The following is a 25,745-nucleotide window of genomic DNA, read 5'->3' on the forward strand; positions in this document are numbered from 1 at the left end:
GGGGATTCGCCTCCGGAAAACAGTGGCAAATACGGACAAATCTCTTCATGGTCCGCCCGGCTCAGCTCTGGATGCGGTACTCCTCCAGCAGCCGCCTGCCGATGATCATTTTCTGGATCTCGGCGGTTCCCTCGCCGATCAGCAGCATCGGCGCCTCCCGGTAGAGCCGCTCGATCTCGTACTCCTTGGAGAAGCCGTAGCCGCCGTGGATGCGGAAGGCGTCCTCGACGACCTCCTTGCAGTACTCGGCGGCCAGGTACTTCGCCATCCCGGCCTCCAGGTCGTTGCGCTGCCCGGAGTCCTTCTTGCGGGCCGCGCTGACCATCAGCTGGTGCGCGGCCTCCACCTTGGTGGCCATCTCGGCCAGCTTGAACTGGATCGCCTGGTGCTCGGCGATCTGCTTGCCGAAGGTGTGGCGCTGCTGTGCGTAGGAGATGCCCAGTTCGAAGGCGCGCCGGGCCACCCCGCAGCCGCGGGCGGCCACATTGACCCGGCCGACCTCGACACCGTCCATCATCTGGTAGAAACCCCGGCCGCTCGCCTCGCCGAGCACCCGGTCCGCCGGAACCCGTACGTCCTGCAGCACCAGCTCGGTGGTGTCGACGCCCTTGTAGCCCATCTTCTCGATCTTCCCCGGCACGGTCAGCCCGGAGACCTTCGGATTCGGCCCGAAACCCGGCTCCTTCTCGATCAGGAAGGTCGTCATGGACTTGTGCGGGGCGGCGTCGGCGGGCTGTCCCTCGTCGGTCCGGCAGAGCACCGCCACCAGGTTGGAGGTGCCGCCGTTGGTCAGCCACATCTTCTGGCCGTTGATCACATACGCGTCGCCCTCCCGCACCGCCCTGGTGCGGATCGCCCCGACGTCCGAGCCGAGTCCGGGCTCCGACATCGAGAACGCGCCGCGCACCTCCCCGGTCGCCATCCGCGGCAGGAAATACTGCTTCTGCTCCTCGGTGCCGTGCTGTTTGATCATGTACGCGACGATGAAATGCGTATTGATGATGCCCGACACACTCATCCAGCCGCGGGCGATCTCCTCCACGGTGAGCGCGTACGTCAGCAGCGACTCCCCGAGGCCGCCGTACTCCTCGGGAATCATCAGCCCGAAGATCCCGAGGTCTTTGAGACCCTCGACGATCTGCGACGGATACTCGTCGCGGTGTTCGAGTTCGGTGGCGACCGGCAGGATCTCCTTGTCCACGAAGGAGCGGACGGTGGCGAGGATCTCCTGCTGGATGTCGGTGAGACCGTCGGTCTGCGCGAGCCGGTTGGCCATCTCAGTTCCCTCCCGGGGAAGCCTGCGCGGCCGCCGCGTCGGCAGCCGGCCGCGGGCGGCCGGGCTGCTCCCCGCCGCGCTGCTCGATGTACGCGGCGGTCGGCACCATCACCTTGCGGCGGAAGACGCAGACCAGCGTGCCGTCCTGGTTGTAGCCGCGGGTCTCCACCTGCACGATGCCGCGGTCGTCCTTCGACTTCGACGGCCGCTTGTCCAGCACCGTCGTCTCGCCGTAGACCGTGTCGCCGTGGAAGGTCGGCGCCACGTGCCGCAGCGACTCGACCTCCAGATTGGCGATGGCCTTGCCGGAGACATCCGGCACCGACATGCCGAGCAGCAGTGAGTACACATAGTTGCCCACGACGACGTTACGGCCGAAGTCCGTTGTCTTTCCCGCGTAGTTGGCGTCGAGGTGGAGCGGGTGGTGATTCATGGTGAGGAGGCAGAAGAGATGGTCGTCGTACTCCGTGACCGTCTTTCCCGGCCAGTGTTTGTACACCGCACCGATCTCGAATTCCTCATAGGTGCGCCCGAACCGCACAGTCATACCTCCAGCTTGTTCGCGAGCCGGATCTCGTCCACGATCCGGCCGATGATCCCGGTGATACCGAAGTCCTTCGGGGTGAAGACCGCTGCCACACCGGCGGCCCGCAACTCCTTGGCGTCCGCCGCCGGAATGATCCCGCCGACCACCACCGGGATGTCGTCCACCCCGGCCCGGCGCAGCCGCGCCAGCACATCGGGCACCAGCGCGGCATGCGACCCCGACAGGATCGACAGACCCACGCAGTGCACGTCCTCGGCGACCGCCGCCGACACGATCTGCTCCGGTGTCAGCCTGATGCCTTGGTAGACCACCTCGAAACCGGCGTCCCTCGCACGTACCGCGATCTGCTCGGCGCCGTTGGAGTGCCCGTCGAGACCCGGCTTGCCGACCAGCAGCCGCAGCCGCCCGCCGCCCAGCTCCGCCGCGGTCTCGGCGACCCTGCCGCGTACCGCCGCCAGTTCGCTGCCGGGCTCGGCGGCCACCGCGACCGGCGCCGCGCTCACCCCGGTCGGCGCCCGGAACTCGCCGAAGACCTCCCGCAGCGCCCCGGACCACTCCCCGGTGGTGACACCCGCCCGCGCGCACTCCACGCTCGCGGGCATCAGATTCTCCGGGCCGGCCGCCGCCGACCGCAGCGCGGCGAGCGCCTTCTGCGCCCGTTCCTCGTCACGACCGCTCCGCCACTCCTCCAGCGCGGCCACCACCCGGGCCTCGTCCGCCGGGTCAACGGTCATGATCGCGGCAGCCGGATCGGCGGTCAGCGGACTGGGTTCGGTGGACTCGTAGCAGTTCACCCCGACGATCTTCTCCGCCCCGGACTCGATCCGGGCCCGCCGCCGGGCGTGCGAGGAGACCAGCTCCGACTTCAGATAGCCGGACTCCACCGCGGCCATCGCGCCGCCCAGCTCCTGGATGTGCTCGATCTCCGTGGTCGCCTGCCCCACGAGTTCGGCCACCTTCGCCTCGATCACGCTGCTCCCGGCGAAGATGTCCTCGTACTCCAGCAGGTCGCTCTCGTGCGCCAGCACCTGCTGGATGCGCAGGCTCCACTGCTGGTCCCACGGCCTGGGCAGTCCCAACGCCTCGTTCCACGCCGGGAGTTGTACCGCCCGGGCGCGGGCGTCCTTGGAGAGCGTGACGGCCAGCATCTCCAGCACGATCCGCTGCACGTTGTTCTCCGGCTGCGCCTCGGTCAGGCCGAGCGAGTTGACCTGCACGCCGTAGCGGAATCGGCGCTGCCTGGCGTCGAGGATGCCGTACCGCCGGCGGGTGATGGTGTCCCAGATCTCGCCGAAGGCGCGCATCTTGCACATCTCCTCGACGAACCGCACCCCGGCGTTCACGAAGAAGGAGATCCGCGCGACGACCTCCCCGCGCCGGTCGAGCGGCACCTGCCCGGAGGAGAACACCGCGTCCAGCACGGCGATGGCGGTGGACATCGCGTAGGCGATCTCCTGCACCGGAGTGGCCCCGGCCTCCTGCAGGTGGTAGCTGCAGATGTTGATCGGGTTCCACTTGGGGATGTTGTTCACGGTGTACGTGATCATGTCGGTGGTCAGCCGCAGCGACGGCGCCGGCGGGAAGACGTGCGTTCCCCGGGAGAGGTACTCCTTGACGATGTCGTTCTGCGTCGTGCCCTGGAGCGCGGTGATGTCGGCGCCCTGTTCCTCGGCGACCACCTGGTAGAGGGCCAGCAGCCACATCGCGGTGGCGTTGATCGTCATCGAGGTGTTCGTCCGGTCCAGCGGGATGTCCTGGAAGAGCCGCCGCATGTCGCCGAGATGGGCCACCGGTACGCCCACCCTGCCCACCTCGCCGCGGGCCAGCACGTGGTCCGGGTCGTAGCCGGTCTGCGTGGGCAGGTCGAAGGCCACCGACAGGCCGGTCTGCCCCTTGGCGAGGTTGCGCCGGTAGAGCTCGTTGGACGCCTCCGCGGTGGAGTGCCCGGCGTAGGTGCGCATCAGCCACGGCCGGTCCCGCTCCCGGCGCGCCGCCGCCGGCCGGCCGGCCCCGGCCGCCTCGTCGACTCCCTGACGGCCCGTCATCAGGCGTTCCCGCCCTGCTCGCCGGCCGGCCGGGCTGCCGCGTCGCGACTGTGCTCGCCGGCCCACTCCGCTGCCGCGTCACGGAACAAGTTGATGGCAGGCAGGTGCTTCTCGCGCAGTGCCCGGTCGGTGACGCCCAGGCCCTCCTGCGGGGCCAGGGCGAGGACGCCGACCTTGCCCTGGTGGAGGTTGCGGTGCACGTCGTACGCGGCCTGCCCGGTGTCCTCCAGCGCGTAGGTGCGCGACAAGGTGGGGTGGATCTTCCCCTTGGCCACCAGGCGGTTGGCCTCCCACGCCTCGCGGTAGTTGGCGAAGTGCGAGCCGACGATCCTCTTGAGGCTCATCCACAGGTACCGGTTGTCGTACTCGTGGGTGTAGCCGCTGGTGGACGCGCAGGTGACGATGGTGCCGCCCTTGCGGGTCACGTACACCGACGCGCCGAAGGTCTCGCGGCCCGGGTGCTCGAAGACGATGTCCACGTCCTCGCCGCCGGTCAGTTCACGGATCCTGCCACCGAGCCGCTTCCACTCCCGCGGATCCTGGTGGTGTTCGTCCTTCCAGAACTTGAAGCCCTCCGCGCTGCGGTCGATGATCGCCTCGGCGCCCATCTTCCGGCAGATCTCCGCCTTCTGCGGGCTGGACACCACACAGACCGGAGTCGCGCCGCCGGCCAGCGCGAACTGCGTCGCGTACGAGCCGAGTCCGCCGCTGGCGCCCCAGATCAGCACGTTGTCGCCCTGCTTCATGCCCGCGCCGTTGCGCGAGACGAGCTGGCGGTAGGCGGTGGAGTTGACCAGCCCGGGTGCCGCCGCCTCCTCCCAGGTCAGATGCGCCGGCTTGGGCATCAGCTGGTTCGACTTGACCAGCGCGATCTCGGCGAGGCCGCCGAAGTTGGTCTCGAAGCCCCAGATCCGCTGCTCCGGGTCGAGCATCGTGTCGTTGTGCCCGTCGGCGGACTCCAGTTCCACGCTCAGGCAGTGCGCCACCACCCGGTCGCCCGGCTGCCACTTGTTGACCCCGGGCCCGGTGCGCAGCACCACACCGGCCAGGTCGGAACCGATGATGTGGTACGGCAGGTCGTGCCGCCGGGAGAGCGGCGACATCCGCCCGTACCGCTCCAGGAAGGCGAAGGTGGAGACCGGTTCGAAGATCGAGGTCCACACCGAGTTGTAGTTGACCGAACTGGCCATCACCGCCACCAGGGCTTCGCCGGGGCCGAGTTCGGGCAGCGGCACCTCGTCCAGGTGCAGCGAGACGCGCGGGTCCTTGTCCCGGGTGGTGAGGCCGGAGAACATCTCGGCCTCGTCCTTGTGGACGGTGACGGCGCGGTACGACTCGGGCAGTCTGACGGCCGCGAAGTCGGCGGCCGTACTGTCCGGCGCGAGGATCGCGTCCAGGATTTCCTTCATATGACTCGCCTCCGGCGGAGCGTTCGCACCGCGTTCGGGAACGCGGGGGTCGATGGGATGGGGGTGCCGTCGTCGGTTCGCAGTCGTGCGGTGAAGGGTTCGCGCGGTGGCGCGGTCAGTGCCTGTGACGCAGGCGTCCGGGCCTGGGGGACAGCAGGCGTACGGGGATCGCGGTACGCCCGCCGCCCGGACTGCCCACACCGTATGACACCCCGTGCCAGTCGTAAAGACACTGAGTGCCATCAATTTCTCTCAAACGTCACCCTGGGCCCGCAAACGAGCAACAGCGGCCACCCGGGCCTGCCGGGCGGTCGCTGTGCGCGGTCGGGAGCCGTTCGGGAGAGCGGCAGAGGGACGTCAGGCCCTGCGCAGCGCCTCTTCGATGCTGCGCAGGATCTCCGCGGGGGAGGCGTCGGTGCGGGCCACCGCGACCACCACCTCGCCGTGCCGGGAGACCGTGGACACCGGTCGCGCGGTGGCGCGCGAGGGTATCCGGCCGGCTCCTATCCCGGTGCCGAAGGTCACCTTGATCACCTCGAAGGCGTGATCGAGTTGCGCCTCGACGTCGCCCTTGCCGCCGGCCCGCAGCCAGCGCCGCAGCACGTGGTTGTGCGCCGCCACCACCGCGGAGGCGGCCACCTCGGCGAGCAGCGGGTCGTCGTCGCCGTCGCGGTGCGCGCCCTCGTCGAAGTGGCCCAGCAGATAGCGGGTGAAGAGCCGCTCGTAGCGGGCCACCGAGGCGATCTCCCGCTCCCGCAGGGTCGGCACCTCGCGGGTCAGCCGGTAGCGCTCCACCGACACCTCGGGCAGGTGCGCGTACATCCGCAGCACCTCGGTGATGCCGCGGCAGACCGTGTCCAGCGGGTGCTCGTGCGGGTCCGCAGAGTCCAGCACCGCCTGCACCCTGACCAGCGTGTCGTCGTGGTCGGGGAAGATCGCCTCTTCCTTGGAGCGGAAGTGCCGGAAGAAGGTCCGCCGCGCCACTCCGGCGGTCGCCGCGATCTCGTCGACCGTGGTGGCCTCGTACCCCTGCGTGGCGAACAGGTGCATCGCCGCCGCCGCAAGATCCTGCCGCACCCGGTGGCGCTGGGCCGCGGCCCGGCGGCCGTTCGCGGTCTCGGGTACGTCGGACTTCACGGACTGGGGCATGTGGGGAACGTAACACGCCGGGCCGCCCGGTCCGGCGGTCGGGGGAAAACCGCCCCAGCCCGCCGGACGGGTGCGCCGGCCGCGCCGCGGCCGGTCAGCGGGCGGCATACTCGCGGAAGCCCCGGCCGGTCTTACGGCCCAGGCAGCCCGCGGAGACCAGGTGTTCCAGCAGGGGCGCCGGTGCCAGGCCCGGGTCGCGGAACTCCTCGTGCAGCACCTGCTCGATCGCCAGCGACACATCGAGACCGACCACGTCCAGCAGCTCGAACGGGCCCATCGGATAGCCGCCGCCCAGCTTCATCGCCGCGTCGATGGCGTCCACGGTCGCGTAATGGTCCTGGACCATTTTCACCGCGTTGTTGAGGTACGGGAAGAGCAGCGCGTTGACGATGAAGCCGGCCCGGTCGCCGCAGTCCACCGGGTGCTTGCGCAGCGTCCCGCACACCTGGTGCACGGTGGCGAGGACATCGGGCGCGGTGAGCACCGTACGGACCACCTCGACCAGCTTCATGGCCGGCGCCGGGTTGAAGAAGTGCGCCCCCACCACATCCTGCGGGCGGCCGGTGGCCCGGGCGATCGCCACCACCGGCAGTGAGGAGGTGGTGGTGGCAAGCACCGCGCCCGGCTTGCAGACCTTGTCCAGCGTCCGGAAGAGCTGCTGCTTGACGAACAGGTCCTCGGCCACCGCCTCCACCACCAGATCGGCGTCCGCGAAGGCGTCGTACGAGCCGGCCGGCGTCACCCGGGACACCGCCTCGTCCCGCTGCTCCGGGGTCAGCCGTCCCCTGGCCACCGAGCGGTCGAGCGACGCCGCGAGCCGTGCCACCGCGAGCTCGGCCTTCTCCGGCGTCCTGGCGGCCAGCGCCACCGGGAAACCGGCCTTCGCGAAGACCTCGGCGATGCCGGTGGCCATCGTGCCGGACCCGGCCACGCCCACCCGCCGCACGGTCCGCCCCTCGGCGGCCCGCGTGCCCGGGTCGCCCGGGGTCTCGCCGTCCGGCAGCACCACCGGGCTGCCGGGCGCGTCGTAGGTGTAGAAGCCGCGGCCCGCCTTCCGGCCCAGCAGCCCGGCCGCGGTCAGCTGCTTCAGCACCGGCGCGGGCGCGTGCAGCCGGTCGCGGCTGGCCTCGTACATCGCCTCCAGCACGGTGGTCGCGGTGTCGATCCCGATCAGGTCGAGCAGCGCCAGCGGGCCCATCGGCAGGCCGCAGCCGAGACGCATCGCGGCGTCGATGTCCTCCCGGGTGGCGTACCGGGCCTCGTACATCGCGGCGGCCTGGTTGAGGTAGCCGAAGAGCAGGCCGTCCGCGATGAAGCCCGGCCGGTCGCCGACCGGCACCGGCTCCTTGCCGAGGTCACGGACCAGCGCGGTGACGGCGGCGGTCGCCTCCGGCGAGGTGAGCACCGTGGAGACCACCTCCACCAGTTTCATGGCCGGCGCAGGGGCGAAGAAGTGCAGGCCGAGCACCCGGTCGGGCCGCGCGGTCTCGGCGGCCAGCCGGGTCACCGACAGCGCGTTGGTGCCGGTCGCCAGGATCGCGCCCGGTTTGGCGATCCGGTCCAGCGCGGTGATGACCTCGCGTTTAGTGTCGTACCGCTCGTCCACCACCTCGATCACCAGATCGGCGTCGGCGGCGGCCTGCAGATCACCGAAGGTACGGAAGCGGGCGAGCGCGTCGTCCCGCTCGGCGCCGGTCATCCGCCCCCGCTCCACGGCCCGGGCGGTCGAGCGTTCGAGTTCCGCGACGGCCCGCCGGGCGGCGGCGTCGCTGAGGTCGACGCCGATCACCTCGTGGCCGCCGCGGGTCAGCACTTCGGCGATACCGGTGCCCATCGTGCCGAGACCGATGACGGCCACGACGGAGGGAGGGGGGACGGGAGAATCCAGGGAGGGACGGTCCATCGCGTGACTCCAGACGCTTGAGGAACCGCGGGGCGCGCGAGCGCGCGGCCACCGCCGGGAGTGAGGAGGAGTCGCGGGCCGGGGGGTCACCCCGCGCGCCCGCGCAGTCAACGGCGGACCCTGTCCCGGGGCCTCGCCAAGCGATGCCGAACCGACGTCGTGCTCATCAGTGCCCGGCGGCTGCGTCACCACCCACCGAACACCCGGCTCTCCGAGGGTAACCCGTCAGTAACTTCCTGGCCAGCCCTGTGCGCAGATGACATCCCCCCAACCCATATGAGCGGCGGCCTGCGGCGCGCAACCGGGAGTCCCACCGCGCCCGCACGGGCGGTCCCTTCCGGGAGGCCGGGGGCATCTGCCTGACGTCGGGGGGTTCCGGCTGTGGTGGGTCCGACCGACGGAACGGCTCCCTGCGGGAAGCCGGGGCGCTGATGGCCTGGGACGGCAGGGCCCTCGGCCGGCTTGCGGGGGTTCTGCTGGGGTGGTCCGACCGCACGGGCGGCTCCCTGCCGGAAGCGGGACGCGGTGAGCCCGCAGGTCGGACGGCCGACGGCGCGCGGCGGGGGGTTCCGTTGCGACCGAATCAGCGGCTCCGTGCGAGGGCCGGGGGCTGTGGGGCCTCGGGTCCGGGGCCGGTGCGGCGCGCGGCGGGGGGTTCCGCCGCGCCCGCATGAGCGGCTCCCCGCGGGAGACCGGGCGCTGGGGGCCCGCGGGTCCGGGGGCGGGCCGGTCGTCCGGGTGGGGGATCGGCTGGGGGAGCCGCGGGCGGGGGGCTCGGTGGCGCGGGGGAGAAGGCCGGTGCCTGCGGAAAAGGGGAGGTTGCCCACCCGGTTGGGCCGCGCGGCTTAGGGTGGGGCGATGGACTCCGCGTCGCGTGAGCGGCTCGCGCTCGCTCTTACCGCCCCCGGACAGCCCCTGGCGGTACGGGAATCCGCCGCCGTGGAGCTCGCCGCCGCGGGGGACTCGCGGTCGTTCGAGACCCTCGCGCTGCTGCTCAACTACCGCGACGAGGCCCGCGCCCAGCAAGCCGCCGAGGCCCTGCTGCGGCTCGGCGACCCCCGCACCGGCCGGGCCGCCGCCGCGCTCGCCACCAACCCGCTGCGGGTCGGCTACGCCCTGCCCGCCATCCGCCTGCTGGTCGAACTGCGCGCACCCGAGGCGGTACCCGCGCTCACCCAGACCCTGCGGCGGCTGCGCGCCGCGCCGCAGCCCGCCCACGAACGGATCGCCCGGGCCTGCGCCGAGGGACTGGAAGCGCTGGGGGCCGTCAGCGAGGAGCCGTAGGCACCCCGCGGACGTACCGCACTTCGCGCAGCGGCACCCCGTCGTACTGGTCCGTCGTCTCCGCCCCGTCCGCGGTGAAGCCGGCCCGCCCGTAGAAGCGCCGGGCCGCCGTGTTCTCCGCGAGCACCCACAACAGCAGCCGCCTGCGGCCCAGTCGGGCGCTTTCGCCGATCACCGCGGCGGTCAGCGCCCGCCCGGCGCCGGTACCGATCCGGTCGGGGCGTACGTAGAGCGCGTACAGCTCGCCGTCCGCCGAATCGTCCGGCTCCCCGCGGTACGGCCCGAACGCCGCCCAGCCCACGACCTCTTCGCCGGATGCCCCGGATGCCCCGGGTCCGCCGGGTCCCCCGCCCGGCTCCACCGCCACCAGATTCCGTACCCGCCCGGCCGATCCGGCCAGGAACCTCCGCCGCTGCGCCGCGTCCTGCTCCACGTCCATCGCGTCCAGATAGCTCTGCGGCACGATCCCGGCGTACGCCGCCCGCCACCCCCCGACCCGGATCGCCGACACCGCCGGCACATCGTCATCGGTCATCGCCCGTACGCGCACCATGCGCAGACCCTAGGCGGATCACATGAGGGTCAGCTGGGTATTTTCCGCGGGCCGCGCCGGCACCACCGGCTCCTCGGCGACCGGCGGTTCGACCTGCCGTCCCCTTCGCAGCGGCCCGCACCCGAACTCCGCGGCGAACTCGTGCACCTGCCGGGTGACCTGCCGCTGATACCACTTGGCCGCATATGAACCGCCCGCGTACAGCGTCTCGTAGCGCCGTACGAGATGCGGGTGGTGCTGGGCCAGCCACGCCATGTACCACTCACGGGCCCCCGGCCGCAGGTGCAGCACGATCGGGCTGACCGAGGCCCCGCCGGCCGCCGCGATGGCCCGTACCGTCGCCCGCAGCTGCTCGGGGGAGTCGCTGAGGAAGGGCAGCACCGGCGCCATCAGGACCGACGGTGCGAGCCCCGCCTCGGCGAGGGTGCGGCAGACCGCGAGACGCGTCTCGGGGGAAGGGGTGCCCGGCTCCACGCTGCGCCACAGCTCCCCGTCGACGAATCCGACGGACAGCGCGAGGGACACATCGGTGACGCGGGCGGCCTGCCGCACCAGTTCGAGGTCGCGCAGGATCAGTGAGCCCTTGGTGAGGATCGAGAACGGGTTCGCCCGGTCGCGCAGCGCGGTGATGATACCCGGCATCAGCCGGTAACGGCCCTCGGCCCGCTGGTAGCAGTCGACGTTCGTCCCCATGGCTATGTGCGCGCCCTCCCAGCGGGGCGAGGCCAGCTCCCGGCGCAGCAGCTCCGGCGCGTTGACCTTCACCACGATCTGCGAGTCGAAGTCGTGCCCGGTGTCGAGGTCGAGGTAGCTGTGCGTCTTGCGGGCGAAGCAGTACACGCAGGCGTGGCTGCATCCCCGGTAGGGGTTGACCGTCCACTCGAAGGGCATCCGGGAGGCGCCCGGCACCCGGTTGATGATCGAACGCGCGCGGATCTCGTGGAAGGTGATGCCGCGGAAACCCGGGGTGTCGAAGGTGCGGGTGGTCACCGCGTCCGTGCTGAAGAGCGCACCTGCGGAGTCATGGCGGTCCAGCTGGTCCCAGCGCATCGCGCCCTCCTTCGGTCGTCAGTGGTCCCCGTCCGCCCCAGAATAGAACAGAAATTCGAAATGCGGGTGTGGTTGGCTGTGCGACACGCGACACGCGGTATGCAGCGCGTAGCGGACACGTCGCCCAGGTAGATCGAGGAGAAGTCATGGCGCTGGTCGAGGCCACCACGGAGCGCATCGTCGAGGCGGAGCCGGAGCGGGTGTACGACGCGCTCGCCGACTACGCCGGGACCCGCGGCCGGCTGCTGCCCGGACAGTTCAGCGAGTACGAGGTCCGCGAGGGCGGCAAGGGAGCCGGCACGGTCGTCCACTGGAAGCTCCAGGCCACCAGCAAGCGGGTCCGCGACTGCCTCTTCGACGTCACCGCCCCCACCCCGGGGCAGCTGGTCGAGACCGACCGCAACTCGACGCTCGTCACCACCTGGACCGTCACCCCGGCGGGTGAAGGCCGCAGCAAGGTGGTGACCGCCACGACCTGGCAGGGCGCGAGCGGTGTCGGCGGCTTCTTCGAGCGCACCTTCGCGCCCAAGGGGCTCGGCCGGATCTACGACGCGGTGCTGGCGTCGCTGGCGGTCGAGGTGGAGCAGAAGTGACGCGGGGTTTCCGGATCATTCACTGATACGGGTGGTTTTGCCTGCTTCCTGGGAATCGCCGCCTCTGTCCGTCGTTGTCGCCTCGTGCGGGAAACGGTGGCGGAGCAGGCGGGACGAGGGGAGCGGCAGCGGTGAGTGGCACGGTGATCGAAGGTGCGGCGGCGGAGGCCGATCAGGCCCCGCCCCGCCCCGAAGGCCCCCAGCAGGACCACCCCGGGCGGCAGGCAGCCGGGCCGCGGGGGACGGAGCGGCAGGCAACCGGGCCGCGGGGGACCGAAGAGCGGGTCGCCGGGGAGCAGAAGGGCACCGAGCCGCCGGCCGGTCCCGGCACCGCGGGCGATGAACTCACCCCGCGCCGGCTGCGGCTGGTCTTCCTCGGCCTGATGCTCGCCCTGCTGCTCGCGGCCCTCGACCAGATGATCGTGGCCACCGCACTGCCGAAGATCGTCGGCGAGCTGCACGGCCTGGACAAGATGTCCTGGGTCGTCACCGCCTATCTGCTGGCCTCCACCATCGGCCTGCCGATCTACGGCAAGCTCGGCGACCTCTTCGGCCGCAAGAGCGTCTTCCAGTTCGCCATCCTGGTCTTCGTAGCCGGTTCCGCGCTGGCCGCCTGGTCCCGCACGATGGACGAGCTGATCGCCTTCCGCGCCATCCAGGGCATCGGCGGCGGCGGGCTGATGATCGGCGTCCAGGCGATCATGGCCGACATCGTCCCGCCCCGGCAGCGCGGTCGCTACATGGGCCTGATCGGCGCCGCCTTCGGCCTCGCCTCGGTCGCCGGCCCGCTGCTCGGCGGCTTCTTCACCGACCACGCCTCCTGGCGCTGGTGCTTCTCCATCAACGTGCCCTTCGGCCTGGTCACCCTCGCCGTCATCTCGGTGGTGCTGAAACTCCCCAAGCCGAAGGCCCGCCCCCGACTCGACGTGCTCGGCGCCCTGTTGCTCGCGGCCGGCTCCACCTGCCTGGTGCTCCTGACCACCTGGGGCGGCGCCACGTACGACTGGCAGTCGCGGCAGATCGTGGCGCTGGGCGTCGGCGCGCTCCTGTGCGGACTGCTCTTCGTGCTGGTCGAACGCTTCGCCGCAGAACCGGTCATCCCGCTGCGGCTCTTCCGCGACGGCGTCTTCAACATGACGGCGCTGATCGGTGGGATCGTCGGGGTGGCGCTCTTCGGCGCGGCCAGCTATCTGCCGACCTTCCTGCAGATGGTCGAGGGCGCCAGCGCCACCGGCTCCGGGCTGCTGATGCTGCCGATGATGCTCGGCGTCGTCGTCGCGTCCATCGCGGGCGGCCAGCTGATCAGCCGCACCGGCCGCTACAAGATCTTCCCCATCATCGGCGGCGCCCTGTCCTCGGCCGGGATGTTTCTGCTCTCCCTGATGGACGCGAACACCTCGCAGGTCGCCTACAGCGTCTACATGGCGGTGCTCGGCCTCGGCATCGGTCTGATCCTCCCGGTCCTGGTGCTCGCCGTGCAGAACTCGGTGCGCCCGTCCGACATCGGCGCGGCCACCAGCGCCAACAACTACTTCCGGCAGATCGGCGGTTCGGTCGGCGCCGCGGTCTTCGGCACCCTGTTCGCCGACCGGCTCGGCAAGCGGCTGACCGCCGAACTCCCGCACGGAGTAAGGCTGCCCGACCCCCAGTCGGTCACCCCGCAACTGGTCCGCACGCTGCCGGGACCTGTCCGTGACGGCTACATCAACGCCTACGCCGACGCCATGCCACGGATCTTCCTCTACCTGGTGCCGGTCCTCGTTCTCGGCTTCCTCTTCGCCTTCCTGCTCAAGGAGAAACCTCTGGTGACCCAGCACGGCCCCGCCGCCCCGACGGCGTACGACCCCGCTTACGAACCCCTCTACGACGCCGCCCCGACCCCGGCGGGCGGCGTACTCACCGACACCGTCACCGGGCTCACCGCATCGGAGGCGCTGCCCGGCGCCCGCCGCGCCCAACTGGGCGGCGTACCGGTCTGCGGCACCGTCCAGCACTCCGACGGCACCACGGTCGGACGGGCGGCCCTCACCCTGATCGACGTCTCCGGGCGGCAGGTCGGCCGCGGCGCCACCACCGAGGACGGGCGGTACGCGCTCAGCACCCCGGGCGCCGGCAGCTATGTGCTCATCGCCGCCGCGGGTGGCCACCAGCCGCAGGCGGTCAGTGTCACCGTCGGCGACCACCCGGTGGAGCTGGATGTGGTGCTCGGCGGGGCCGGCCGCCTCGCCGGCACCGTGCACACCGCCGACGGCACCCCGGTCAGGGACGCGGTGGTCACCCTCACCGACGTCCGCGGCGACGTGGTCGCCAGCGCCCGCAGCGGCCGCGAGGGTGTGTACGCGCTCACCGACCTCGTCGCGGGCGAGTACACCCTGGCGGCCAGTGCACTGGCCTTCCGCCCCTCGGCGCTGCCGGTGTCGGTGCAGGCGTCCCGGGAGACCCGGCAGGACGTGGAGCTTGCCGGTGGCGCGGTGCTCCGCGGGATCGTACGGGCCCCCGGCGGCCGGCTGGTGGAGGACGCCCGGGTCACCCTGCTGGACGCCGCGGGCAATGTGGTGGACTCGGTGACCACCGGCGCGGACGGCCACTTCCGGTTCGTGGACCTGGCGGCGGGCGAGTACACGGTGATCGCGGCGGGGTATCCGCCGGTGGCCACGGTGCTCCAGGTGGCCGGCGGCGGGCGCACCGAGCGGGACATCCAGCTCGGGCACGAGGACTGAGGGGGAGCGCGGTGTGAGGGAGGCCGGGTGCCGCGCGGGCGGACCCGGCCTTCCGCATGTCCGGGCGGGCTCCATGCACTCCGGGCTCCCAGGTGCGGTGGGGTCCCGCTGCCGGGCCGCGGCTCAGTTGGCGCTGTCGGGAGGAGCCGGCGTGCCGTCCCCGCTCTCGACCTCGGCCTTGTCGCACTGGGTGCCGCGGATCAGCGCGTAGCTGCCGCCGATCCGGTACTTGCCCGCCGAGGGCGCGTACAGCCGGGTCCAGTCGCCGTCGGAGGTCACACAGCCGTGCTTGTTGTCGCTCGCACCCTCGATGCCGAGCACCGGCGACCACGGGATGCGCAGCAGCACCGAGCCGGCCCGGGGCATGGTCACGGTCAGCTCGGCCGGCCCGGCCTCGTTCACCACGGCCGGCGGATCGGCCAGCGGAGCGGCCGCGCTCACCTCGTACAGCCGCCAGTTCGCGTCGTGCCACACCGGCCGCAGCCAGTTCTGCCCGGCGGAGACGATCTTCGCTTCGGCGACCGCGGCGCCGTCCGGCTGGTCGGCCGGCAGGACGACGTAGTTGACGCTCCAGTTGTAGAGCCAGGCCCGGTAGGTCTCGGCGGTCAGGGTGCCGTCGTAGAAGAGCGGATTGCGTTCCACGTCGGCCTGCCGGTTCCAGCCGCGGGCCAGGTTGACGTAGGGGGAGAGGCCGGACGCCTCCCAGTGCGAGCGCAGCGGCACCACTTCGACCCGGCCCCGGTCGGCCCGCACCTGGCGCAGCTCGGAGATGAGCGGGGCGGCGTGCTTGACCGTGGAGGACACCGCCGAGGTGGTCACCTGGTCCACGATGGGCTTGGTGATCTGCCAGGCCGCCACTCCGGCGAACGCCAGCCACAGCGCGAGCGCGCGGCGGGTGCCCCAGGTGCTGCCCATCGCCACGATCAGCATCACCGTGCCGCCGAAGAGCAGGGAGAGGCGCTCCACGTTGCTGCCGATCGGCGACGGGATCGCCCAGGTCAGCGCCACCCCGATCGCGTAGACCGCGGCGCCCAGGTGTATCGACCGCCAGGACCGGGGCACCACCAGCGAGATCACCACCGCGACGGCCAGCGGGATGATCGCGAAGTACCACTTGAACGGCTGCACCCCGTAGAACGGGAAGAGCAGCGAGGTCGAGCCGACCACCAGCGGTGGTGCGGCGGCCAGGATGTAGGCGTCCCTGCGGCGCTTGTTCAAGAAGAGCGCCGCCGCGACCACGAGCAGGAAGAGTCCGGCCACCGGACTGCACATGGTGGCCAGCGCCGCCGAGGCGGTGGCCACCGCGAGCCGCGAGGAGTGCCCGCGCGTCGCACGCTCGGCGGGGTAGAGCAGCACCGTCGAGACCAGGGCGAAGAGGATGCCGAGCGCGAAGGTCACCCGCCCGGAGATCACGTCACACCAAAGAGCGAACACCGTCCAGAGCACCGGCACCAGCGGGCGCTTCACGCCGGCCCGCAGCACCAGCGCGGCGGCGAGCGTCGCGGACAGCGTGCCGGCGATCACCGCGGTCGTCCGTACCCCCAGCGCCGCCATGACGTACGGCGACAGGATGCTGTAGGACGCCGGGTGCATACCGCCGTACCAGGAAAGGTTGTACGACGCCGACGGATGTGCTCGTATGAAGTTGGTCCAGGCGTACTGGGCCGCCATGTCACCGGAGTCCTTGGCGAGATAGAGCGCCCACACCAGGTGGAGCGCCGCGGCCATGGCGGTGGCGAGCAGGATCGGGTGGCGCGGGTCGACCCGCTTGAAGATGGCTCTGGGACCACGTACGACGGCGAAGCGCGCGGGCTGCCAGGTGGTCACGTGGCCTCTTCCAGTAGCGGGGGCGGAACATCCCGGCCGGGTCCCGTCCGGCGGGATCGAACCGCGCTTCAGGAGCAGAGTTCGAACAGAGACTTTGGACGCTAGCACGGCCGGTTAGGTTGCTTATGCGCGGGCGTGCACCCGCTTTGGTGCATTTGCGGCCCCTCGTCCAGGGATCCGGCCGCACCCTGGAAGCGGTGACGCGCATCCTGCGTTGACGGGTTCCCCTGACCGTCCCGGGCATTCGGAGACCCCGTCCAACGAACCATGGTCCGCCGGATTGCGCCACCGGTTTTGACCTGGATCACATCCGTATCGCGGCCGGCCGGTGCCGCGCTGGGACCAGTGGTGTCCGTGGGGTCGCAGGGTCCCGCGGGCTCGGGCGGGCGGTGTTCCCGGGGCGCGGAAGGCCGGGTTTATTGGTCTAGTCCACTGAAGTTATCCACAGGCCGGGGGAGGGCCCTGGCAGCGACGACGCGGTGCCGCGTAACGTGCTGACCATGAAGATCCTGATCTCCGCGGACATGGAAGGCGCGACCGGTGTGACCTGGCCGGCCGACGTGCTGCCCGGCAGTGAGCAATGGCAGCGCTGCCGCCACATGTTCACCTCCGATGTCAACGCCGCCGTCCTCGGCTTCTTCGACGGCGGCGCGGACGAGGTGCTCATCAACGAGGCGCACTGGTCCATGCGCAACCTGCTGCTGGAGAAGCTGGACGAGCGCGTCGAGATGCTCACCGGCCGGCACAAGGACCTCTCCATGGTCGAGGGCGTCCAGCACGGCGACGTGGACGGCATCGCCTTCGTCGGCTATCACACCGGCGCCGGCACCGAAGGCGTCCTCGCCCACACCTACCTCGCCAACTCCATCACCGGGGTGTGGGTCAACGGCGAGCCGGCCAGTGAGGGCCGGCTCAACTCGCTGGTCGTCGCCGAGTACGGCGTCCCGGTCGTCCTGGTCACCGGCGACGACCGCACCGGCCTCGACGCCCACGGATACGCCCCGCAGGCCCGCACCGTCGCCGTGAAGGACTACGTGTCGCGGTACGCGGCCGTGTGCCGCACCCCCGCCCGCACCGCCGCCGACATCCGGGCCGCCGCCAAGGACGCCGTGGCGCTCGCCGTGCGGCACGAACCGGTCGACGCCGGGCCGTTCACGGTGGAGCTGGAGTTCGACGCGGTGCACCTGTCCGGGGCCGCCGCCGTGGTGCCCGGCGTGGAGCGCACCGGTGAGCGGCGGGTCTCTTACACCGCACCGACCATGTACGAAGGCATCCGCGCCTTCAAGGCGGTCACCACCCTCGTCTCGCAGGCCGTGGAGGAGCAGTATGGCTGAGCAGCAGCAGGTCGTCCCGACCATCGACCGGGCGGCGGTACTCGACGCCCGGGCGCTGGACGAGGTGGTGACGTTCACCTCCGACCTGATCCGGATCGACACCACCAACCGCGGTGGCGGCGACGGCAACGAGCGGCTCGCCGCCGAATACGTCGCGGGGCAGCTCGCCGACGCCGGCATCGAACCGCGCATCCTGGAGTCCGCCCCGGGCCGGGCGAATGTCGTCGCCCGCATCCCCGGCACCGATCCGTCGGCCGACGCGCTGCTGGTGCACGGTCACCTCGACGTGGTCCCCGCCGAGCCGGCCGACTGGAGCGTGCCGCCGTTCTCCGGCGAGATCCGCGACGGCGTGGTCTGGGGCCGCGGTGCCATCGACATGAAGAACATGGACGCGATGGTGCTCGCCACCGTCCGCGCCTGGGCCCGCACCGGAGCGCGCCCGGTCCGCGACATCGTGCTCGCCTTCACCGCCGACGAAGAGGACAGCGCCGCCTACGGCTCCGGTTACCTCGTCAAGGAGCACGCCGATCTCTTCGAAGGCTGCACCGAGGGCATCAGCGAGTCCGGCGCCTACACCTTCCACGCGAGCGACACCCTGCGGATCTACCCGGTCGCGGCCGGCGAGCGCGGCACCGCCTGGATGAAGCTCACCGCGCACGGCACGGCGGGACACGGCTCCAAGGTCAACGGCGCCAACGCGGTCAGCCGGCTCGCCGCCGCCGTCGCCCGGATCGGCGAGCACCGCTGGCCGGTCCGGATCACCGACACCGTACGGGCCGCGATCACCGAACTCGCCGCCCTGCAGGACCTGCCCGCCGACCTGGCCGACGTGGACGCGCTGCTCGACAGGCTCGGCCCGGCCGCGACCCTGGTCCGGCCCACCGTCCGCAACAGCTCCAACCCGACGATGCTGGACGCCGGATACAAGGTCAACGTCATCCCCGGCAGCGCCACCGCCTACGTCGACGGACGGATCGTGCCGGGCGGCGAGGAGGAGTTCGTCACCACCATGGACCGCCTCACCGGCCCCGACGTCACCTGGGAGTACTACCACCACGAGGTCCCGCTGACCGCCCCGGTGAACTCACCCGCTTTCGCCGCCATGCGGGAGGCACTGGAGCACTTCGACCCCCAGGCCCACGTGGTGCCGTACTGCATGTCCGGCGGCACCGACGCCAAGCAGTTCTCCCGGCTCGGCATCACCGGCTACGGCTTCTCACCGCTGAAGCTGCCCCCCGGCTTCGACTACCAGGCGCTCTTCCACGGCGTGGACGAGCGCGTGCCGGTGGACGCGCTGCACTTCGGGGTCCGCGTGCTGGACCGCTTCATGCGCGCCGCCACCGCTTCCCCCAGCACCTCCGCACCGAACGGGGAGGCCGGACGATGACCGCGCCCACCGCCCAGCACCTCGCGTACGGCACCTGGCCCTCGCCCATCGACGCCGTCACCGCCGCCTCGCACGACGGCAGCCCCGAGTACGTCGGGACGGTCGGCGACGAGGTGTGGTGGACCGCGCCCCGGCCCGCCGAAGCCGGCCGCCGGGCACTGATCCGCCGCAAGGCGGACGGCACCGAGGAGTGCCCGCTGCCCGCCCCCTGGAACGTCCGCAGCCGCTTCATCGAGTACGGCGGCATCCCCTGGGCCGGCGCGATCACCGACGGCGCCCCGCTGATCGTCTTCGTCCACCACGCCGACCAGCGGCTCTACGCCTTCCGCCCGGACGAGCCCGGTGCCGCGCCCCGCCCGCTCACCCCGCTCTCCGCGGTGGGCGGCGGCCTGCGCTGGGCCGACCTCACCCTGCACACCGAGCGCGGCGAGGTCTGGGCGGTACTGGAGGAGTTCACCGGCGAGGGCCCGAGCGACTGCCGCCGGGTCCCCGCCGCGGTGCCGCTCGACGGCTCCGCGGCCGATGACCGTACCCGGATCAGGGAACTGGCCGCCGCCGAGCACCGGTTCGTCACCGGGCCGCGGCTCTCCCCGGACGGCAGCCAGGCGGTCTGGCTCGCCTGGGACCACCCGCGGATGCCGTGGGACGGCACCGAACTGCGGATCGCCGACGTCGACCCCGGTTCCGGTCTCCTCGGTCCCGCGCGCACCCTCATCGGCGGCCCCGAGGAGTCCGTCGCCCAGGCCGAGTGGGCCGCCGACGGCACCCTGCTCGCCGCCACCGACCGCACCGGCTGGTGGAATCTGCACCGGGTGGACCCGGCGACCGGCCAGGCGGTCAACCTGTGCCGCCGCGACGAGGAGTTCGCCGGCGCGCTGTGGAAGATCGGCCAGCGCTGGTTCCTGCCGCTGGAGCACGGACTGGTCGCCGTGCTGCACGGCGTCGGCGCCCCGCACCTCGGCCTCCTCGACCCGGCCACCGGCGAGGTCACCGACACCGCAGGCCACTGGACCGAGTGGAATCCGGCACTGGCCGCCGACGGCAGCCGGGTCATCGGCATCGCGGCGAGTTCCCGCACCTCGTACGAGATCGTCGAACTCGACGCCGCCACCGGCCGCGCCCGGGTGATCGGCAACGCCCACCATGACACCGTCGACCCGGCCTATGTGCCCGAGGCGGTCGAGCGGGTCTTCGCCGGCCCCGGCGGCCGGGAGGTGTACGCGCACGTCTACCCGCCCCGCAACCCGGTGGCGACCGCCGGCGGCCCCGCCCCCTACGCGGTGTGGGTGCACGGCGGCCCCACCAGCCGGGCGTCGATGGTGCTCGACCTGGAGATCGCCTACTTCACCTCGCGCGGCATCGGCGTCGCCGAGGTCAACTACGGCGGGTCGACAGGACACGGCCGCGCCTACCGCAACCGGCTGCGCGAGCAGTGGGGCGTGGTCGATGTCGAGGACTGCGCGGCCGTCGCCCAGGGACTGGTCGCCGAGGGCTCCGCGGATCCGGCCCGGCTCGCCATCCGCGGCGGCAGCGCCGGCGGCTGGACCAGCGCGGCGGCCCTCACCTCCACCTCCACCTACGCCTGCGGCACCGTGCTCTACCCGATCCTCGACCTGACCGGCTGGTCGAAGAACGGCGGCGAGACCCACGACTTCGAGTCCCAGTACCTGGAGTCGCTGGTCGGACCGGTGGACGAGGTGCCCGAGCGGTACCGGGACCGCTCACCGGTCAGCCACGGGGACCGGATCGAGGTGCCGTTCCTGCTGCTCCAGGGCCTCGACGACCCGATCTGCCCGCCGGTGCAGTGCGACCGGTTCCTGGCGGCGGTGGCCGGCCGGGACATCCCGCACGCCTATCTCACCTTCGAGGGCGAGAGCCACGGCTTCCGCCGCCTCGCCACCATGGTCACCTGCCTGGAGGCCGAACTCTCCCTGTACGGACAGGTCTTCGGCTTCACCCCGGCCGGAGTGCCGGTACTGGAGCTGAACCCGTGACCGGCGGACGGCCGGCACCGGGGACCGGCCCGGCAGGCGCGCCGGTCCCCGCACTGCTCCGCCCCCGCCGGCTGGTCCCCGGCGACCGGATCGGCATCGTCGCCCCCAGCGGTCCGGTGCCCCGCGAACGGCTCGACGCCGGCCTGGACATCCTCCGGGCCTGGGACCTGGAACCCGTGGTGGCCCCCCACGTGCTGGACGACCACCCCTGCGGCTACCTCGCAGGCGGCGACCGGGAGCGGGCCGAGGACCTGCAGGCCGCCTGGTGCGACCCGGCACTCGCCGCGGTGCTGTGCGCCCGCGGCGGCTACGGGGTGCAGCGGATGGTGGACCTGCTGGACTGGACGGCGATGGGCGAGGCCGCCCCCAAGGCGTTCATCGGCTACAGCGACATCACCGCGCTGCACGAGGCCTTCGCCACCCGGCTGGGCCTCGCCACCCTGCACGGGCCGATGGCCGCGGCGCCGACCTTCCTCAAGGACGGCCCCACCCAGGACCACCTGCGGCGCACCCTCTTCACCCCGCAGGAGGTGCGGACCCTGGCCCCGCGGAGCGCCCGCACCCTGCTGCCGGGCCGGGCCGAGGGCGTCACCCTCGGCGGCTGCGTCAGCCTGCTCGCCGCGGAGCTGGGTACGCCCTACGCCCGCCCGTCCGCGGCGGGCGGCATCCTGGTCCTGGAGGACGTGGGCGAGGAGGCGTACCGGCTGGACCGCATCCTGACCCAGTTGCTGCGCTCCGGCTGGCTCGACGGGGTGGCCGGCATCGTGCTCGGCTCCTGGGAGGACTGCGGCCCCTACGAGGAGGTCCGGGCGCTGATGCTGGACCGGCTCGGGGGCCTCGGGGTCCCGGTCGTGGAGGAGTTCGGCTTCGGGCACTGCCCGTCCACGCTGACCGTCCCGCTCGGCGTCCCCGCGGTGCTGGACGCGGACGCGGCCACCCTCACCTTTGAGGCGCCCGCCCTGGCCTGACCCGGCCCCGCCCGGTCCGCCGGCCGCCGACCGCCCGCTGTTACCGGCGCCCGCCGGCCCCGCGGGCCGGCCGACGGCTCAGTGCGGAGCAGCCGGGAGGACCACCTCGAAGCGGCAGCCGCCGGGGACATTGCGGACCGCGGCCCGCCCGTGGTGGGCCTCCACGATGCCCCGCACGATGGCCAGGCCCAGTCCGGCGCCGGCCGGCGGCGTGCGCGCGCCCGTACCCCGCCAGCCGGTGTCGAAGACCCGCGGCAGGTCGTCCGCCGGTATGCCGCCACAGCCGTCGGTCACCGAGAGCACCACCGCGCCCGACTCGGCGTCCCGGCGGGCCGCGACCGCCACGGTGCCGTCGGCCGGGGTCCGGTGGATCGCGTTGGTCAGCAGATTGGCCAGCACCCGGGTCATCTCGCGGCCGTCGACCTCGACGGGTATCTGCTCCACCCCGTCCCCGACCAGCCGCACGCCGTGCTCGGCGGCCAGCGGGTCGGCGCCGGCGATGGCGTCGCCCACCAGGTCGTAGACCGACATCCGCATGGGGGACAGGGCCAGCACCCCGGCCTGGATGCGGGAGAGTTCGAAGAGGTCGCCGACCATGTCGCTGAGCCGGTCCACCTCGGCCCTGATCTGCTGGTGGTAGCGGGCAGGGTCGACCGCTATGCCGTCCTCCAGCGCCTCCGTCATCGCCCGCAGCCCGGCCAGCGGGGTGCGCAGATCGTGCGATATCCACGCCACCAGTTCCCGGCGGGACGCCTCCAGCGCGCGCTCCCGCTCCCGTGAGGCGGCCAGCTTCGCGCTGGTGGCGGCCAGCTCCCGGCCCAGCTCCGCCAGCTCCGCGGTGGGGGCGCCGGCCGGTGCCGCGAAGGGGTCGCCGTCGCCGAACGCCCTGGCCGCCGCGGTCAGGGCCCGGCTGCCCGCCACTACCTGGCGGCCCAGCAGCAGGGTGACGGCGAGCGAGACCACCGCAGCGATCGCGCACACCGTCGTCACGACGCCCAGATCGTGCTCGGAGAGGAACATCGCCCAGGCCACGGACAAGGTGCCCGCCAGCATGGCCGCCACGGTCACCGCGGCGACCACCGCGAGCGAGAGCACGACCGAGCGGTGCCGCAGCATCCGCAGCACGACGGCGCCCAGCAGTCCGGCCGCCGCGGCGCCCACCGCCGCGTAGGCGGCGATCACCAGCAGGTCACGCACCGTGCTCACCCCCGCCGGCCGGGTCGGCGATGCCGGTGGTCCCGGCGGTGTCGGCTGGGTCCTCGGGGTCCTCGGGGTCGAACCGGTACCCCACCCCCCACACCGTGCTGATCAGCTGCGGCCTGGCCGGGTCGGCCTCGATCTTCTCCCGCAGCCGCCGCACATGCACCGTCACAGTGGAGAGATCGCCGAACTCCCAGCCCCACACCCGCCGCATCAGCTCTTCCCGGCCCAGCACCCGGCCCGGGTGCCGCAGGAAGAAGGCCAGCAGGTCGAACTCCCTGATCGTCAGCGGCAGCTCCTCGCCGCCGCGCACCGCCCGCCGGGCCGCCGGGTCCAGCGCCAGCGACCCGGAGTGCAGCCACGGCCCCGGCGGCGGGGTGCTGCCGGCCCGCCGCAGCACCGACTCCACCCGCAGCACCAGCTCACGCGGGCTGAACGGCTTGGTCACATAGTCGTCCGCGCCCACTTCCAGGCCGAGGATGCGGTCGTCCTCGTCACCCCGCGCGGTCAGCATCACCACCGGCAGCGGGCCGTCCTCGCGGATCCGCCGGCACACCTCCAGGCCGTCCATCCCCGGCAGCATCAAGTCGAGCACCACCAGATCGGGACGGGCGGCGGCCACCCGCGCCACCGCCGCCGGCCCGTCCGCGACCCGCTCCACGGCGAAGCCCGCCCGGTCGAGGTAACCGGCCACGACCTCGGCGACGGTCGGATCGTCGTCCACCACCAGCACCCGCCGGCGCACCTGCGGAAGCTCCCCCGGCCCTACGGAAACGGCTGCGCTGCTCATGCGGTCGAGTCTGCCACCCACCACTGACAGTGACCACGGCCCGGCCCCCGCAGGTCCCCGCCGTCCCCAATCCGTAAGGTTCCGGCCGGCGACCCGGCGACGCGTGTCCGCGCCCCTCCCGGCTCGACCTGTGCGGCGCCGAGGGCCGCCGCCTCCCGCCACGAGCCCGCCGGCTGACCGGCTGCGTACCCTCCCTGCGGCCGTCGATGTGCCGTGGATCGGTCAACTGCCGTACGCCGTACGGACGTTCGCGCACATCGCCGCGGCCCGTGCGCTGCCCGGCGGGAAAGGGGCGAGTAGCACCGTTGACACCCTCGCGGCACCGTGACCTACTAACGGGATCGACTCCGGTGTCGTCATGCGGTCGCAGCCTTGACGTGCCGGGCTCCAGGGGGATTGCGGTGACGAGAGAGCGATATCCGACGACGGCGGAAGTAACCGAGGGTGCCCGGTCGCTGACGCTGAGGTATCCGGGGATCTGCCGGCTGGGGGCGGTCGGCAGATCGCGTGCGGGACGTCCGCTGCTGATGCTGACGGTCGGGCAGGGCACGCGGAACGTCCTGGTGGTGGCCGGGCCGCACGCCAACGAGGCCGCCCTGGGCGGCGCCACCGTGCTGCGGCTGGCCGGGCAGATCGCCGCGGCGCGCGAGCGCGGCGAGGACGACGGCAGCGCCTGGAACTTCCTGCTGTGCATCGACCCGGACGGCGCGGTGCTCAACGAGCCGTGGCTGCCCGGGCCTTACACCCTGCGCGGCCACTACGAACACTTCTTCCGGCCGTGCGCCGCCGAGCAGCCCGAGTGGCTGCCGCGCGACGGAGAGGTCGCCGCCGCTCGTCTGCCCGAGACCCGCGCCCTGGTCGGCGTCCTCGACGGCCTGCGGCCGGTGCTGCAGTGCTCGCTGCACGGCATCGACGTCGGCGGCAGCTTCGTCCAGCTGACCAGCGACATCCCCGGGGTCCCGGAGCGGATCGGCAAGTCGGCCGCAGAACTCGACATCCCGCTGGAGAGCGGCTCCTCCGACGCCTTCCGGTGGCCGAGCCCCGGGCCCGGGGTGTACGTGATGCCGCCCGTGTCCGACCCGGCGGCCGGCGACGGCGCCCACTCCACCTGGGCGCACGCCCAGCGCTACGACGGGGTGACGGCGATCGTCGAAGTGCCGATGTGGGCCTGCGACCGCAGCGCCGACACCACCCCGCACCCCGCCGCCGACCAGGCGCTGCGCACCGCGGGCGCCGCGCTGCGCCGCGATCTGCCCACCGTGGCCCGGGTGCTGGACCGGATCGACCCACGGAGTATCGGCGCCGACAGCCCGATGCTCCGCACCGTCCGCGAACTGGTCTCCATCGGCCCCGAGCTGACGGCCGACTGGGACCCGGCGGTCCGTCCGCCGGACGCCGCCCCGCTGCCGCCGATGACGACCGCCCAGGTCACCAGCCTCCAGGTCTACGCCCAGCGCATCCCGCTGCGCGCCGCCGCGATGCTCCGCCGGATCGGCGACGTCCCCGGCGCCACCCGGCTGGTCGACGAGTGGTGCGAGGCGTACGAGAGCGCCTACCGCCCCCGCTGGGTCCCCGTCACCGACCAGGTGGAACAGCAGGCACGCAGCGTGATCGCGGTGTACGAGGAACTGCACTCCTAACGCGCCGGCGCCCGGCCCCCGCCACCTGCTCCCTGCCCTTGCCCTCAGCTCCTCCCCGCCTGTCCCGTCACCCGTT

The 25,745-nt window shown here is 72.4% G+C and carries 18 protein-coding genes and 1 pseudogene; 8 read left to right on the top strand and 11 right to left on the bottom strand.

Features of this window, described 5'->3' with window-relative positions:
• Positions 1 to 61: 61 nt before the first annotated feature.
• The 6 genes from OG552_RS28970 to OG552_RS28995 form a co-directional block, all read right to left on the bottom strand.
• Positions 62 to 1,276, bottom strand: a complete 1,215-nt coding sequence (locus OG552_RS28970; protein ID WP_329137890.1) for an acyl-CoA dehydrogenase family protein — start codon at positions 1,274 to 1,276, stop codon at positions 62 to 64.
• 1 nt (position 1,277) lies between these two features.
• Positions 1,278 to 1,817 carry a MaoC family dehydratase gene (locus OG552_RS28975; protein ID WP_329141240.1) on the bottom strand — a complete coding sequence of 180 codons (540 nt, stop codon included), beginning with the start codon at positions 1,815 to 1,817 and terminating at the stop codon, positions 1,278 to 1,280.
• A gap of 2 nt (positions 1,818 to 1,819) precedes the next feature.
• On the bottom strand, positions 1,820 to 3,868 hold the full coding sequence (locus OG552_RS28980; protein WP_329137892.1) for a protein meaA: 2,049 nt from the start codon (positions 3,866 to 3,868) through the stop codon (positions 1,820 to 1,822).
• A complete protein-coding gene (gene ccrA, locus OG552_RS28985; protein ID WP_329137894.1) occupies positions 3,868 to 5,277 on the bottom strand; it encodes a crotonyl-CoA carboxylase/reductase in 1,410 nt (469 codons plus the stop codon). Before ccrA ends, OG552_RS28980 begins: the two co-directional genes overlap by 1 nt.
• A gap of 357 nt (positions 5,278 to 5,634) precedes the next feature.
• Complete coding sequence (locus OG552_RS28990) at positions 5,635 to 6,426, bottom strand: TetR family transcriptional regulator (protein ID WP_329137895.1); 792 nt, start codon at positions 6,424 to 6,426, stop codon at positions 5,635 to 5,637.
• A gap of 94 nt (positions 6,427 to 6,520) precedes the next feature.
• On the bottom strand, positions 6,521 to 8,329 hold the full coding sequence (locus tag OG552_RS28995; protein ID WP_329137897.1) for a 3-hydroxyacyl-CoA dehydrogenase family protein: 1,809 nt from the start codon (positions 8,327 to 8,329) through the stop codon (positions 6,521 to 6,523).
• Positions 8,330 to 9,187: 858 nt separating this feature from the next.
• Here OG552_RS28995 and OG552_RS29000 point away from each other — a divergent pair.
• Positions 9,188 to 9,592 (top strand): annotated as a pseudogene (locus OG552_RS29000) (hypothetical protein); the annotation flags it as partial.
• Between the two features lie 4 nt (positions 9,593 to 9,596).
• On the opposite strand, the gene OG552_RS29005 reads toward OG552_RS29000, so the two are convergent.
• A complete protein-coding gene (locus OG552_RS29005) occupies positions 9,597 to 10,166 on the bottom strand; it encodes a GNAT family N-acetyltransferase (protein WP_329137899.1) in 570 nt (189 codons plus the stop codon).
• A gap of 18 nt (positions 10,167 to 10,184) precedes the next feature.
• Complete coding sequence (locus OG552_RS29010) at positions 10,185 to 11,216, bottom strand: Rv2578c family radical SAM protein (protein ID WP_329137901.1); 1,032 nt, start codon at positions 11,214 to 11,216, stop codon at positions 10,185 to 10,187.
• A 146-nt stretch (positions 11,217 to 11,362) separates the two neighbouring features.
• Between OG552_RS29010 and OG552_RS29015 the strand changes: the two genes are divergently transcribed.
• Together OG552_RS29015 and OG552_RS29020 are read left to right on the top strand one after the other, a co-directional pair.
• Positions 11,363 to 11,809 carry an SRPBCC family protein gene (locus OG552_RS29015; protein WP_329137902.1) on the top strand — a complete coding sequence of 149 codons (447 nt, stop codon included), beginning with the start codon at positions 11,363 to 11,365 and terminating at the stop codon, positions 11,807 to 11,809.
• A 131-nt stretch (positions 11,810 to 11,940) separates the two neighbouring features.
• Positions 11,941 to 14,529 carry an MFS transporter gene (locus OG552_RS29020; RefSeq protein ID WP_329137904.1) on the top strand — a complete coding sequence of 863 codons (2,589 nt, stop codon included), beginning with the start codon at positions 11,941 to 11,943 and terminating at the stop codon, positions 14,527 to 14,529.
• Between the two features lie 123 nt (positions 14,530 to 14,652).
• Here OG552_RS29020 and OG552_RS29025 read toward each other — a convergent pair whose 3' ends face one another.
• Positions 14,653 to 16,356, bottom strand: a complete 1,704-nt coding sequence (locus OG552_RS29025; protein WP_329137907.1) for an MFS transporter — start codon at positions 16,354 to 16,356, stop codon at positions 14,653 to 14,655.
• A gap of 500 nt (positions 16,357 to 16,856) precedes the next feature.
• Between OG552_RS29025 and OG552_RS29030 the strand changes: the two genes are divergently transcribed.
• The 4 genes from OG552_RS29030 to OG552_RS29045 are packed head-to-tail and all read left to right on the top strand — an operon-like array spanning position 16,857 to position 22,039.
• Positions 16,857 to 17,690 carry a M55 family metallopeptidase gene (locus tag OG552_RS29030; protein WP_329137909.1) on the top strand — a complete coding sequence of 278 codons (834 nt, stop codon included), beginning with the start codon at positions 16,857 to 16,859 and terminating at the stop codon, positions 17,688 to 17,690.
• On the top strand, positions 17,683 to 19,077 hold the full coding sequence (locus OG552_RS29035) for a M20/M25/M40 family metallo-hydrolase (RefSeq protein ID WP_329137911.1): 1,395 nt from the start codon (positions 17,683 to 17,685) through the stop codon (positions 19,075 to 19,077). Before OG552_RS29030 ends, OG552_RS29035 begins: the two co-directional genes overlap by 8 nt.
• Complete coding sequence (locus OG552_RS29040) at positions 19,074 to 21,071, top strand: prolyl oligopeptidase family serine peptidase (protein WP_329137913.1); 1,998 nt, start codon at positions 19,074 to 19,076, stop codon at positions 21,069 to 21,071. The genes OG552_RS29035 and OG552_RS29040 overlap by 4 nt, the downstream gene beginning before the upstream one ends.
• The gene (locus OG552_RS29045; RefSeq protein ID WP_329137915.1) at positions 21,068 to 22,039 is read left to right on the top strand and encodes a S66 peptidase family protein; all 972 of its coding nucleotides are present in this window, start codon (positions 21,068 to 21,070) and stop codon (positions 22,037 to 22,039) included. Before OG552_RS29040 ends, OG552_RS29045 begins: the two co-directional genes overlap by 4 nt.
• A 78-nt stretch (positions 22,040 to 22,117) precedes the next feature.
• On the opposite strand, the gene OG552_RS29050 is transcribed toward OG552_RS29045, so the two are convergent.
• Both OG552_RS29050 and OG552_RS29055 read right to left on the bottom strand, forming a co-directional pair.
• On the bottom strand, positions 22,118 to 23,236 hold the full coding sequence (locus OG552_RS29050) for a sensor histidine kinase (RefSeq protein WP_329137917.1): 1,119 nt from the start codon (positions 23,234 to 23,236) through the stop codon (positions 22,118 to 22,120).
• Positions 23,229 to 24,029, bottom strand: a complete 801-nt coding sequence (locus tag OG552_RS29055) for a response regulator transcription factor (RefSeq protein ID WP_329137919.1) — start codon at positions 24,027 to 24,029, stop codon at positions 23,229 to 23,231. Before OG552_RS29055 ends, OG552_RS29050 begins: the two co-directional genes overlap by 8 nt.
• Positions 24,030 to 24,430: 401 nt before the next feature.
• On the opposite strand from OG552_RS29055, the gene OG552_RS29060 reads away from it, so the two are divergent.
• Complete coding sequence (locus tag OG552_RS29060; protein WP_329137921.1) at positions 24,431 to 25,669, top strand: M14 family zinc carboxypeptidase; 1,239 nt, start codon at positions 24,431 to 24,433, stop codon at positions 25,667 to 25,669.
• Positions 25,670 to 25,745 lie beyond the last annotated feature (76 nt).

Origin of the sequence: Streptomyces sp. NBC_01476 (assembly GCF_036227265.1) — a bacterium.
In the GTDB taxonomy this organism is placed as follows: Bacteria; Actinomycetota; Actinomycetes; order Streptomycetales; family Streptomycetaceae; genus Actinacidiphila.